The sequence below is a fragment of the Bradyrhizobium sp. 62 genome, from assembly GCF_023073035.1.
In the GTDB taxonomy this organism is placed as follows: Bacteria; Pseudomonadota; Alphaproteobacteria; order Rhizobiales; family Xanthobacteraceae; genus Bradyrhizobium.
In genome coordinates this window covers 891572-903777 of sequence record NZ_JADPIT010000032.1, presented here as the reverse complement: position 1 = coordinate 903777, position 12206 = coordinate 891572, and the positions used below count along the sequence as shown (strand labels likewise).

The window sequence follows — 12206 nt, the reverse complement described above, 5'->3', positions numbered from 1 at the left end:
CGCGACACGTGCGCCCTTGCATTCTCTCCCCGGTTGTTGAACGCTACCAAAAAATACAAGAGCTTTTGGGAGGAGAGGCATGAGCCGGGCGCTCGCCGTCTTCCACGGCCGCTTTGGTCGGGCGACGGTCTATCAGTTGAACCGCCCTTTCAACATCCACGCACATCGCGAAGGTCATTTGATCTTCCATGTCGGCGGGCGTTCCGCATGCATCGATGTCAGCGACGGACGCTACGAGCTCACCGAAGGGTCCGTCGTCGCGGTCAATCCGTGGGAGCCGCATAATTTCTTGCCGTCCGATCTCGAAGGCGGCGCCGTTTTCTTCGTGCTCTACGTCAATGCCGAGTGGTTTGCGCCCGATGCGCCCGGCGCCGACCGCCTGCGCTTCGGCCGCACCCAGTTCACGCGGTCCGTTGCGCTGGACAAGCATATCAGGCACGCAGCCGCCCTCGTGTGCGGCGCTCCGTCGCTCAACAGCCTCGATGGCGAGCTGAGAAGCCTGATCGACATCTGTTACGACGAAAGCTGGCAACAGGCGGCGACCGCGCGCGATCCACGCGCAAACGGCTCCGTCACGGATTTTCGCGTTCGCAAATGCATCAAGATGATGTCGGAGAGTCCTGGCGCCGAGATCGAGCTCGACACCATCGCGCGCGAATCCGGCCTGTCGCGGCCGCATTTCTATCGGCTCTTCCGCACCCAGACCGGCGTCACGCCACACCTCTATCTCAACACGCTGATGATGGAGCAGGCACTGGAGGCGCTGGTGGCGAGCGAAGCGCCGATCGCTGATATCGGCTTCGATCTCGGCTTCTCATCGCAGAGCGGATTCACCCGCTTCTTCGCCGCCAATGTCGGCATGGCGCCGACAGATTATCGCCGCGCGGCCAAGGTTTTGCGCGCCTGAGGCCACGCGAAAAGATACTCACGATCAAGCGCCTCCCTTACAGCCGCATTAGGATGCGCCAAACGCGGTCCCGAAACGAGGATCGCGCGCGATAGGGAGCGCACGTGCATGGCAGGGCTTGCGGCCGGCAACGGTCTGCGTGCCCCTTCGCCCCGCTTGCGGGGCGGGAGATGGGGTGACGTGAAGACGGAGCGGCAATCATGACCCGCTTTGTCGAACGCCATCCCGCCTGGGCACTGATCGTCATCATCGCGATCGCGTTAGCACTCTGGCTGATTTTCGCGGTCTGGCCGCAGGGCGTTGAAGATGCGTTCGGCCGCAAGCGGGTCTTCCTCAACGCTCTGTTCAACGGCATCACACTCGGCGGTCTCTATTTCCTCGTCGCCAGCGGTTTTACGTTGATCTTCGGCCTGATGCGCAACGTCAACCTCGCGCACGGCTCACTCTATTTGTTCGGCGGCTATGTCGGCTACGCCATCAGCGCCGCGACTGGTTCATGGGTCCTCAGCTTCATCGTCGCTTTCATCCTGACGGCACTGGTCGGCGTCCTGCTCCAGGTCCTCGTCTTCCGCCGCATGGAGGGCCAGGACCTGCGCCAGACCATGGTGACGATCGGTCTCTCGATCGTGTTCGCCGATTTGATGCTGTGGGCCTGCGGCGGCGATTTCTATCAGATCCAGACCCCGAACTGGTTGATCGGACCTGTGGAGCTGCCGCTGGTCACCGCGGTCAAATCCTCAGGCGAGCCGGTCTATCTCCGCTATCCCATGGTCCGACTCGTGATCTTCGCCGCCTCCGTCGTGATCGGCGTGGCGATGTGGCTGGCGCTCAACCGCACGCGCATCGGCATGATCATCCGCGCCGGGGTCGACGATCGCGACATCCTGGCGGCGACCGGAGTGCGGATCCAACTCGTTTTCGTGGTGGTGTTTGCGCTCGGCGCCGGCCTCGCCGGCGTCGCCGGCGTCGTCGGCGGAACGTTCCAGTCGCTCTCGCCCGGCGAGGATATCCGCTTCCTGCTCGCCTCCCTCGTCGTCGTGATCGTCGGCGGCATGGGCTCGATCCCGGGGGCTGCGCTGGGCGCGCTTATCATCGGCCTCGCCGAGCAGCTCGGCTCGGTCTACATCCCAACCTACGCCATCGTCGTGACCTTCCTGATCATGGTTCTGGTGCTGGCAATTCGGCCGCAGGGCCTGTTGGCGAGGCGCTGACATGTCCCTCGCTCACGACGCCCGCGTCCCGGTTCGTCCCACCGCTGCGGTGCAACGCTCCAGATTGCGCGGATGGCCGGAGATCGACAATCCGGCGGCCTGGACCGTCGCGGCCATTCTCCTGATCATGCCCCTGATCGCCAACGGCTTCTTCCTGATCGAGATCTTTGCGACCACGCTGATCCTCGGAACCATGGCGCTGAGTCTGATGTTTCTTGCCGGCTATGGCGGCATGGTCAGCCTGATGCAGCTCACCATCGCCGGTTTCTCGGCCTATATGGTCGCGGTGTTTGGCGTCAGCGGTAACGCCAATATCAGCCTGGGCTGGCCGTGGTGGCTTGCGGTCCCGATGGCGCTCGCGCTCGCGACCATCTTCGGCACGCTCGGCGGCGCGCTGGCGGTACGCACCGAGGGCATCTACACCATCATGATCACGCTCGCGATCGGCGCGGCGTTCTATTATTTCACCAACCAGAATTGGGCGATTTTCAACGGCCATACCGGCATCAATACCGTTGCCACGCCGCATTTCTGGGGCGTCAACTGGCGTGCCGACATTCCCTTCTATTATATCGTCCTCGCGGTAGCCGCGCTGTGCTACTTCGCCGTGGACTACATCTCCCGCGCACCGTTCGGCCTCGCGCTGCAAGGCGTACGCGACAATCCCCGCCGCATGGCAGCGCTCGGCTTCAACGTCAATGCGCATCGCGTTGCGGCCTACGCCTTCGCGTCCTTCGTCGCGGCGCTGGCAGGGGTACTCCAGGTCTGGAACTACCGGCAGATTTCGCCGGGATCCGTGAGCGTTGGAGCGTGCATCGATATCCTCATCATCGCGATCGTCGGCGGCATCACGCGCCCCGTCGGACCCTTTATCGGCGCGCTGATCTTCGTGCTGCTGCGCACCTTCGCACTCGACTTCCTGGTCAAGCTGGGGCTCGACGGCAACCGCTTTCGGCTCCTGATCGGCCTCGGCTTCCTCGCCATCGTGTTCTGGTCCTCGGACGGCGTCATCGGGCTCTGGCAGAGCTGGCGGCGCCGCCAACGCTCCGGCGCGGCAAGTTCAAGTGGACGACATGGCCGGGAACCTGGCCGAGAACTTGGCCAAGGATCCACCCAAGGATCCCGCCATGGATAGCGTCGCGCAACGCCTCTCTGTCGTGGGCGCCGGCGCGGCGCTAGAGCTGCGCGGCGTGACGCGTCTGTTCGGCGCGCTAGCGGCACTCACCGACATCACTATTACCGTCCGCCCCGGCGAACGGCGCGCCGTGCTTGGCTCCAACGGCGCCGGCAAGACCACGCTGTTCAACTGCATCACCGGCGACTTCCAACCTTCTAGTGGCACCATCCGCTTCTTCGGCGAGGACGTCACGCACTTCCCGCCCTATGAGCGCATCCGCCGTGGCCTGCGCCGGACTTACCAGATCTCCGCGCTGTTTCCCGGCCTCACCGTCCAGGACAATGTCTACCTCGCCTGCCGGGGCGTCTCACGCGGGCGCTTCTCGTTTCTCCGCCCCGGTCAGAACGATGCGTTGATGCACGCGGCCGAAAATCTCGTGCAGGCCGTCCATCTCTCGGGCGTGAAGGATCAGCGCGTTGCCGAGCTCGCGCATGGCCAGCAGCGCCAGCTCGAGATTGCACTTGCGCTTGCCGGCGCGCCGCGATTCGTCCTGTTCGATGAACCCGCCGCGGGACTGTCGCCGACCGAGCGTGCCGAGCTGATCGAGATATTGACCTCCCTGCCCGCGCATATCGGTTACATCATCATCGAGCACGACATGGACGTGGCCCTGCGCGTCGTCGAGAGCGTCACGATGATGCACAACGGGCGGATCTTCAAGGAAGGCCGTCCGCAGGAGATCGAGTCCGATCCCGAAGTGCAGGAGCTTTACCTCGGAGGCGGCCATGAGTGAGGTCCGCCGTACCGCCGCCGCGCTCGAAGTCCGCGGCCTGGACGTCTATTACGGCCATTCGCACGCGCTGCAGGGCGTGGACCTGACGCTCGAGGCCGGCGTGTTCTCGGTCGTCGGCCGCAACGGCATGGGCAAGACCACGCTATGCAAGGCCATCATGGGGCTGGTGCCGGTCAGCGGCGGCTCGATTCGTATCCGCGGCGATGACATCACCCGGCAGCCGCCCGCCCACATAGCCCGACTCGGCGTCGGCTACGTTCCGCAGGGACGGCGGCTATGGCGTTCGCTCAGTGTCGACGAGCATCTGCAGCTTGCCGCCGGCTTGCGCCGCGGCGCCTGGACGGTCGAGCGCATCTACAAGACGTTTCCGCGGTTGGCCGAGCGCAAGGATCACGGCGGCGGCCAGCTCTCCGGCGGCGAGCAACAAATGCTTGCGATCTCCCGCGCGTTGCTCACCAACCCGCGGCTCCTGATCATGGACGAGCCCACCGAGGGGCTCGCGCCGGTCATCGTGGCCCAGGTCGAGGAGATGCTGCTACGGCTTGGCGAGGACGGCGAGATGTCCGTGCTCGTGATCGAGCAGAATATCGGCGTGGCGACGACCGTGTCGCGTAACGTCGCGATCATGGTCAACGGCCGCGTCAACCGCATCATCGATTCGGTGCGGCTTGCCGCCGATCGAGAACTGCAGCAGCGCCTGCTCGGTGTCGGAATGCACGCCGGACTCGAGCTCGACCTCGACGTGCCGCCAGCGGATACGGAACCGAAGCCTTCTCCGCAGCAGACGCGGCCAGGCGGCGCGATCCGCATCTACATGTCCAACCCGACGCCGCCGACACGCTGGTCGCAACCGGTGCCGATCGCCCGCATCGAGGCCGCGGCCCGCACGTTCTCGACACAGGTGATGCGTCTCGACGAGACGGCACGACGCCGGCGCGAACCGGTCGCGGCACAAACGCAGGGCTCTCCGGTGGTGCTCGTCGTCGGTACGCTCGACACCAAGGGCACCGAGCTCCACTTCATCCGCGACATCATCGCCGGGACCGGCCTGCGAACCCGCCTGGTCGATGTCTCCACCAGCGGCAGGCACGCGGCCAGCGACGTCTCCGCCCAGGAGATCGCCTTGAACCATGGTCGCGGCGGATCGGCGGTATTCGGACCCGACCGCGGCGCCGCCGTCACCGCGATGGCCGAGGCCTTCGCCAGCTGGCTGCGGCGCCAGAGCAATGTTGCCGGCGTGATTTCGGCCGGCGGCTCGGGCGCAGCGTCACTGGTCGCGCCCGGTATGCGGACCCTTCCTGTCGGAGTGCCGAAACTTATCATCTCGTCCGTCGCCTCCGGTGACGTCGGGCCCTATGTCGGCCCCGCGGACATCACCATGATGCATTCGGTCGCCGACGTGCAGGGCCTCAACTCCATCTCGCGCGCCGTTGGCCAGCACGGCGCCAACGCGCTGGCTGGCATGGTCAAGGCGCGCCTTGATCAGCATGCAGGAAAGGATCGGAGCGACAGCGGATTGCCGTCGGTCGGCATCACCATGTTTGGTGTCACTACGCCGGCGGTGCAGAAGATCGCGGCCGACTTGCGCGAAGATTTCGAGTGCCTGGTTTTCCACGCCACCGGCGTCGGCGGGCGCTCAATGGAGGCACTCGTCGATTCCGGGCAGCTTGCAGGCGTCATCGACCTCACGACCACGGAGGTCGGGGACCTCCTGATGGGTGGCGTGTTCCCGGCGACCGACGACCGCTTCGGCGCCATCATCCGCAGCCGGGTGCCTTATGTCGGCTCCGCGGGCGCGCTGGACATGGTGAATTTCGGCGCGCCCGAGACCATCCCGGAGCGCTACCGCGGCAGGAAATTCCACGTCCACAACCCGCAGGTTACCTTGATGCGGACCACGGCGGAGGAGAACGAGCGCATGGGGCACTGGATCTCCGATCGACTCAACCGGATGGACGGCCCGGTGCGCTTCTTCCTGCCCGAGGGCGGCGTCTCCGCGCTCGACGCGCGAGGACAGCCGTTCTGGGATCCGGACACCGATGCGGCGCTGTTCCGCACGCTTGAGCGCAACGTGCGGCAGACCGCCAATCGTCAGCTCATCCGCGTTCCCAAGAACATCAATGACCCCGAGTTCGCCTCCACCATTGTCAGCGCGTTCCGAACACTGTTCGGCCGCACTGGGGCGCGCCGGAGACTAGCGAGGTGACCGATGGCCCGGTTTGAACGCGCTGCACTGTTGAAGCGCTTCCGCGACATGGCAAGGCGCGGCGAGCCCATCGTCGGCGGCGGCGCCGGCACCGGCCTTTCGGCCAAATGCGAGGAGGCCGGCGGTGTCGACCTCATCGTCATCTACAATTCCGGCCGCTACCGAATGGCCGGCCGAGGCTCGCTCGCGGGATTGATGGCTTACGGCGACGCCAACGCCATCGTGCTGGAGATGGCCGGCGAAGTGCTGCCCGTCGTGACCAGGACGCCAGTGCTCGCCGGCGTCAATGGGACCGATCCGTTTCGCGACATGGATCTTTTTCTGGACCAATTGAAAACGCTCGGCTTCGCCGGTGTGCAGAACTTTCCGACCGTCGGCCTTATCGACGGCGTGTTCCGCGCCAATCTCGAAGAGACCGGCATGTCCTATGCGCTCGAGATCGACATGATCGCAAAGGCACGCGAGAAGGACCTGCTGACGACGCCCTACGTCTTTAGCGAGAAGGAAGCCGCCGCGATGGCGATCGCGGGCGCGGATATCATCGTCTGTCATCTGGGCCTGACGACCGGGGGCACCATCGGCGCGCAGACCGCACTCAAGCTGACGGATTGCCCGGCGCACATCGACACCTGGGCCTCCGCCGCGCTCGGCGTCAATCCGGACATTCTGGTGCTCGCTCATGGCGGACCGATCTCCGATCCGGACGATGCTGATTTCATCATGAGGAACACACGAAATTGCCACGGCTTCTACGGCGCCTCCTCGATGGAGCGGCTGCCGGTCGAACGGGCGCTGACGGATCAGGTTCGCAAATTCAAGGCGATCGGCGCGCGATAACGCCGAAAGGTCGAGGGAGAGAAACATGTCAGGGACTCTGGTCGGTGAATTGATCCTTTGGCTGATCGTCGCCGTCGTGGTGATCGTGGTCGGCGTCTACATCGTGAACTGGCTCTATCACCGCTCGTCCAAGGAGACCTCATTCGTTCGTACCGGCCTGCTCGGCGAGCGCGTTGTGATCAACGGCGGCGCCTTCGTGCTGCCGTTCATCCACGACTACACGCCGGTCAACATGAACGTGCAGCCGATGGGCATCGTGCGCTCGCGGCAGGACGCCGTGATCACCCGTGATCGCATGCGCGTCGACATCGAGGCCGATTTCTATGTCCGAGTCCAGGCGACTCGCGAAGCCGTGTCCATCGCGGCTGCCACGCTCGGCCGCCGTACCATGGAGCCCGAACAGCTCCACGCCCTCCTCGCCGGCAAATTCATCTCGGCCATTCGGTCCGTTGCCTCGGAGATGACCCTCGAGCAGATGCATGAGCAACGCGGAGAGTACGTCGCCCGCCTCAAGGCGAACGCGGCCGAGGCACTTGCCCAGAACGGACTCGAGCTGGAGTCAGTCGCGATCACCGATCTTGACCAGACCGATCTCGAATTCTTCAACCCCTCGAACCGTTTCGACGCCGAAGGTCTGACCCGCCTGATGGAGGATATCGAGGCCAAGCGCAAGCTGCGCAACGACATCGAGCAGGATTCGATGATCAAGATCCGCTCTCGCAACCTGGAGGCCGAGCGGCAGGCGCTCGAGATCGAGCGCGAAAGCGAGACGGCGCGCCTCGAACAGGAGCGTGACATCGAGATGCGCCGCGCCCTGCAACGCACCGAGGTCGCGCGCGAGCGGGCCCTGCGCGAGACCGAAGCGGAGCAGGCGCAGATTTCCGCCCGTGAAACGATCGAGAAGGCGCGAATCGCCAACGACCAGGCGATCGCCGAAGCCCGTATCGCCTCGGAGCGTGAGACCCGCCAGCGGGAGATCGAGCGCACCCGCACCATCGAGGAGAAGGAACTGCTGGCACGGGAAGAAATCGAGAAGGCCCGGATCGCCAACCAGCGCTCGATCGATACCAGCCGCATCGCTTCCGAGCGCGAGGTGCGCCAGCGCGAAATCGAGCGGATGCAGACCGTCGAGGAAGCCGAGATCACCGCCCGCGAGGCGATCGAGAAAGCGCGTATCCAGCAGGACCGCGTCGTGACCGACGCCCGCATCGCCAACGAAGAGGAGACCCGGCGCCGCGAGATCGACCGGACCCGCGCCGTGGACGAAGCCGAGATCGCTGCCCGCGAGACGACCGAAAAGGCCCGCATCGCCCAGACCATGATTGTCAATGTCGAGCGCATCGCATCCGATGAGCGCACCCGTGCGCTGGAGATCCAGCAGGTGCGTAACATCCAGGAAGCCGAGATCGAGGCGCAGCGCGCGGTCGAGGCGGCGCGCATCGCCCGCGAGCACAGGCTCGCTGTCGAGCGCATCGCAGTCGAGCAGAATACGCGGCAGTTGGAGATCGAACGCAACCAGACGCTGGAAGTCGCAGAGGTCACCGCGCGCGAAGCCACGGAAGCTGCCCGCATCACTCAGCAAGAACGCGTGCGCTCCCTGGAGATCGCCCGCAACCGCGCCGTCGAGGAAGCCGACATCGCCTCACGCGAAGCCATCGAAGCCGCCCGGATCGCGCAGGAGAAGTCCGTTGCAGCCGAGCGTATCCAGGCCGAGCGTGACACACGTGCGCTCGAGATCGAGCGCACAGCCGTGCTCGAGGCCGCCGAGCTGAAGCGTCGCGACACCATCGAGCGCCAGCGCATCGGCGTCGATCTCGCGCTAGAAGCCGAGCGCATCACCTCCTCCAGGAAGCGCGAAGTCCTCAACATCGAGCACAAGAAGGCGATCGAGATCGCGGACGAGGACCGCGTCATTGCGCTCTCGACCAAGAAATCCGAGCGCATCGACGCCGACCGCCAGGTCAGGCAGGCCGAGATTGTCGCGCGCAAGGAGATCGAGACCACGGACGTCTCGCGCGAACAAGCGCTGGAGGCGGCGCGAATCGAACGGCGACGTTCGATCGAACAACTCGAAGTCGCCCGTGTCCAGTCGCTTCAGGAAGCCGAGATTGCCGCGCGCGAGGAGGTCGACCGCGCCCGCATTGCCTCCGATCGCGGCCTCGACGAGGCCCGCATCGGCCGCGAGCGCGAGCTGCGCAAGCTTGAAATCAATCGCGAGAAGGAGGTCGAGACCGTTCTGATGGAGAAGGCGATTGCCATTCACCTGAAGTCGCTCGAAGAATCTGCGGCCAAGGCCTCGGCCGAGGAAGCGCGGGTGCATGCCACTGAAGCCACCGAGCGCGTCATTACCGCGCGCGAGAGCGAGATCGCGAAGCGCCGTAAGACCGTGGAGATCCTGATCGCCGAGAAGCAGGCCGAGGAAACGCGAATTGCCGCGGAAGCCGAACGGATCCGCGCTGCAGTCGAGGCCGAGGCGCAGCGTATGCTCAACGAGGCCGAGAACGTGCTGACCGACCAGGCACGCTACTCGCTGTTCCGTAGAAAGCTGCTCGACCGCATCGAGGGTATCGTCCGCGAGAGCGTCAAGCCGATGGAGAAGATCGAGGGCATCCGCATCCTTCAGGTCGATGGCCTCAACGGCAACGGCCATGGTGGCAATGGCGGCCGTAGCGCCACCGACGAGGTGATCGACTCGGCGCTGCGCTACCGCGTCCAGGCGCCGCTGATCGACTCGCTTCTGGCGGACATCGGCGTCGAAGGTGGCAGCCTCGCCAAGATGCCAGGCCTGATCCGGGAAGCTCGCGACATGCAGGGCATCAAGGACTCCGCACGCAAGGGCAGCGACAGTGGCGGTGGCGAGAAGCCAGCTGCTGCGCCCTCGCCCGACGGGGAGCCGCCCCCCGAGCGCAGCCCCCGGAAGAAGAGCTGAGGTGGCACCATGGCCCGGGTCTACGTCTCAACCGTCGTCAACGCACGCAACGATCGCGTCTGGGCGCGGGTGCGCGACTTCAACGGTCTGCCGAACTGGCATCCCGCGATTGCGGAAAGCCGCATCGAGGGCGGCGAGCCATCCGACAAGATCGGCTGCGTCAGGGATTTTCGCCTGCGCAATGGCGATCGTATCCGGGAAAAGCTGCTTGGCCTGTCCGATTACGACATGTTCTGCACCTATTCGATCCTCGAATCCCCGATGGGGGTCGAGGACTACGTCGCGACGCTTCGGCTGACGCCGGTCACGGATGGCGACCAGACCTTCATGGAATGGACCGCCGAGTTCGACTGCGCACCCGAGCGGGAGGCGGAGCTCGTCGCGAATATCGGCGGCGGCGTGTTCCAGGGCGGCTTCGACGCCCTCAAACGCCAGTTCGGAGGCTGAGCGCCGTGCCGCACATCGTCAAGAGCACGATCCTGGACGCGCCGACCGGCTCCGTGTGGCCCGTACTGCGCGACTTCAACGGGCACGATCGCTGGCATCCGGCGGTTGCGACCTCCACGATCGAGCGCGCGCAGGCTTCGGACAAGATCGGCTGTGTCAGGCGGTTCAAGCTGCAGGACGGCTCCGAGCTGCGCGAGCAATTGCTGACGCTGTCGGATCTGGAGCAGACCTTCAGCTATTGCCTGCTCGATACGCCGGTCCCGATGTTCAACTACGTAGCCCACGTCCGCCTGCTGCCCGTGACGGACGGCGACCGCACCTTCTGGCACTGGGAATCCCGCTTCTCGACACGGCCGGAGGACAAGGACCGGATCACCCACATGGTCGCGGAAGATATCTACCAAGCGGGATTCGAAGCGATCCGCCGGCACCTCAAGGAGGCTGTGTCAACATGACCGTGACGGTGAAGACCTTCATGAGCTCGAGCGAGGCCGCCGCCGCGCTGTCGTCCGATCGTAACGCGCGCTATCTCGGCGGCGGCACGCTGGTGATGCGCGCACTGAACGAAGGCGACATCTCGATCTCGACCGTCGTGCGAGCAAATGACCATGCCTTGACGCGCATCGCCCCCTCCGGCCCGCGGATCACCCTGGGTGCTGGCGTCACTTTCGCCCAGATTCTGGGCGAGCGCGACCTTGCTTTCCTGCACGCTCCCGCCCGCTCGATCGGTGGCCCGGCGGTGCGCAACATGGGTACGGTGGGCGGCAATCTGTTCGCGCCCAGTCCCTATGGCGATTTCACCGTCGCCCTGCTTGCGCTCGATGCCACCGTAGCCCTGCAAGGCGGCTTTGGATCGCGCGACATTCCAATTGAGGAGTTTTTGCAGTCGCGCGAAAGGCAGGCGGGGACGCTCGTGCTGTCGGTGTCGTGCACGCGACCGACCAGCGCGGAGGCTTTTCGCTACCGCAAGGTCGCCCGGATCAAGCCTAAAGGCGGCTCCGTCATCACGCTCGCTGCACATCTGCCTATCAGTGGCGGACGGATCGCCGGTGCACGAATTGCATTGGGATCGATGGCGCCGACGCAAATACGTGCGCGGGCGGCCGAACGCGCTCTCGAAGGCCGCGCGCTCGATGCCGCGACCGTCGCGGCCGCAGCGTCTGCAGCCGCGGAAGGAACATCGCCGTCCGACAACGCGCTCGGCAGCGCCTGGTATCGCCGCGAGATCGTCGGCGTCCATCTGCGTCGTCTTCTTTTGGGTCAGGAATAGATCGTATGGCCAAGACTGCCCTGCAATTTCGTCACAACGGCAGCGATGTCGCCATTTTCGTCGACGGCGGCACCAACCTGCTCGTCGCGCTTCGCGAATTGATCGGCGACATGACGCCGAAGTTCGGTTGCGGCCAGGGCGGCTGCGGCACGTGCAGCGTCCTGATCGACGGCGAGCTCCATCTCTCCTGTCTGACGCTGGCCGAGACCGTCGCCGGCCGCTCTGTCGAGACGCTGGATAGCCTGAAGCAGGGACCGAACCTCCATCCGCTGCAGCGCGCCTTCGCCGAGAATTTTGCTGCCCAGTGCGGCTATTGCACGCCGGGCATGCTGATGGCTGCCAAGGCGCTGCTCGACCGCAATCCCTCCCCGAGCCGCGCCGAGATCGTCGAGGCGATCTCCGGCAACATCTGCCGGTGCACCGGTTACGAGCCGATCATCAACGCCATCCTCGCCGCCTCCGGCGGCCGGGTGAGCGCCTGAAGGACCA

At 65.2% G+C, this 12206-nt stretch carries 11 protein-coding genes; all 11 read left to right on the top strand.

Translation table 11 applies throughout. The features are described from left to right. The first annotated feature begins 79 nt into the window (after positions 1 to 79). The 11 genes from IVB47_RS33520 (at position 80) to IVB47_RS33470 (ending at position 12199) form a co-directional block, all read left to right on the top strand. The gene (locus IVB47_RS33520) at positions 80 to 907 is read left to right on the top strand and encodes an AraC family transcriptional regulator (RefSeq protein ID WP_027569321.1); all 828 of its coding nucleotides are present in this window, start codon (positions 80 to 82) and stop codon (positions 905 to 907) included. 200 nt (positions 908 to 1107) lie between these two features. Then, complete coding sequence (locus IVB47_RS33515) at positions 1108 to 2118, top strand: branched-chain amino acid ABC transporter permease (RefSeq protein ID WP_247282348.1); 1011 nt, start codon at positions 1108 to 1110, stop codon at positions 2116 to 2118. Position 2119: 1 nt separating this feature from the next. Beyond that, a complete protein-coding gene (locus IVB47_RS33510) occupies positions 2120 to 3253 on the top strand; it encodes a branched-chain amino acid ABC transporter permease (RefSeq protein WP_247467940.1) in 1134 nt (377 codons plus the stop codon). After that, entirely contained in the window at positions 3246 to 4028 is a 783-nt protein-coding gene (locus IVB47_RS33505; protein WP_247467937.1) for an ABC transporter ATP-binding protein, read from the top strand. The genes IVB47_RS33510 and IVB47_RS33505 overlap by 8 nt, the downstream gene beginning before the upstream one ends. After that, positions 4021 to 6234, top strand: a complete 2214-nt coding sequence (locus tag IVB47_RS33500; protein WP_247467934.1) for an ABC transporter permease — start codon at positions 4021 to 4023, stop codon at positions 6232 to 6234. The genes IVB47_RS33505 and IVB47_RS33500 overlap by 8 nt, the downstream gene beginning before the upstream one ends. Before the next feature lie 3 nt (positions 6235 to 6237). Beyond that, positions 6238 to 7071, top strand: coding sequence for a phosphoenolpyruvate hydrolase family protein (locus IVB47_RS33495; RefSeq protein WP_247282346.1), 834 nt, complete (start codon positions 6238 to 6240; stop codon positions 7069 to 7071). A gap of 25 nt (positions 7072 to 7096) precedes the next feature. Beyond that, entirely contained in the window at positions 7097 to 10000 is a 2904-nt protein-coding gene (locus IVB47_RS33490) for a flotillin family protein (protein WP_247282345.1), read from the top strand. A gap of 9 nt (positions 10001 to 10009) precedes the next feature. Further along, positions 10010 to 10447, top strand: coding sequence for an SRPBCC family protein (locus IVB47_RS33485; RefSeq protein WP_007593021.1), 438 nt, complete (start codon positions 10010 to 10012; stop codon positions 10445 to 10447). A 5-nt stretch (positions 10448 to 10452) separates the two neighbouring features. Next, entirely contained in the window at positions 10453 to 10902 is a 450-nt protein-coding gene (locus IVB47_RS33480; RefSeq protein ID WP_247467929.1) for an SRPBCC family protein, read from the top strand. Further along, positions 10899 to 11717, top strand: a complete 819-nt coding sequence (locus IVB47_RS33475) for an FAD binding domain-containing protein (RefSeq protein WP_247282343.1) — start codon at positions 10899 to 10901, stop codon at positions 11715 to 11717. The genes IVB47_RS33480 and IVB47_RS33475 overlap by 4 nt, the downstream gene beginning before the upstream one ends. Before the next feature lie 5 nt (positions 11718 to 11722). Further along, positions 11723 to 12199, top strand: a complete 477-nt coding sequence (locus tag IVB47_RS33470; protein WP_007593025.1) for a (2Fe-2S)-binding protein — start codon at positions 11723 to 11725, stop codon at positions 12197 to 12199. The last annotated feature ends 7 nt before the right edge of the window (positions 12200 to 12206 follow it).

Excerpts from the sequence above, each read along its gene's own strand:
- IVB47_RS33520 (WP_027569321.1), top strand. The coding sequence starts at position 80 with ATGAGCCGGGCGCTCGCCGTCTTCCACGGCCGCTTTGGTCGGGCGACG.
- IVB47_RS33515 (WP_247282348.1), top strand. The coding sequence starts at position 1,108 with ATGACCCGCTTTGTCGAACGCCATCCCGCCTGGGCACTGATCGTCATC.
- IVB47_RS33510 (WP_247467940.1), top strand. The coding sequence starts at position 2,120 with ATGTCCCTCGCTCACGACGCCCGCGTCCCGGTTCGTCCCACCGCTGCG.
- IVB47_RS33505 (WP_247467937.1), top strand. The coding sequence starts at position 3,246 with ATGGATAGCGTCGCGCAACGCCTCTCTGTCGTGGGCGCCGGCGCGGCG.
- IVB47_RS33500 (WP_247467934.1), top strand. The coding sequence starts at position 4,021 with ATGAGTGAGGTCCGCCGTACCGCCGCCGCGCTCGAAGTCCGCGGCCTG.
- IVB47_RS33495 (WP_247282346.1), top strand. The coding sequence starts at position 6,238 with ATGGCCCGGTTTGAACGCGCTGCACTGTTGAAGCGCTTCCGCGACATG.
- IVB47_RS33490 (WP_247282345.1), top strand. The coding sequence starts at position 7,097 with ATGTCAGGGACTCTGGTCGGTGAATTGATCCTTTGGCTGATCGTCGCC.
- IVB47_RS33485 (WP_007593021.1), top strand. The coding sequence starts at position 10,010 with ATGGCCCGGGTCTACGTCTCAACCGTCGTCAACGCACGCAACGATCGC.
- IVB47_RS33475 (WP_247282343.1), top strand. The coding sequence starts at position 10,899 with ATGACCGTGACGGTGAAGACCTTCATGAGCTCGAGCGAGGCCGCCGCC.
- IVB47_RS33470 (WP_007593025.1), top strand. The coding sequence starts at position 11,723 with ATGGCCAAGACTGCCCTGCAATTTCGTCACAACGGCAGCGATGTCGCC.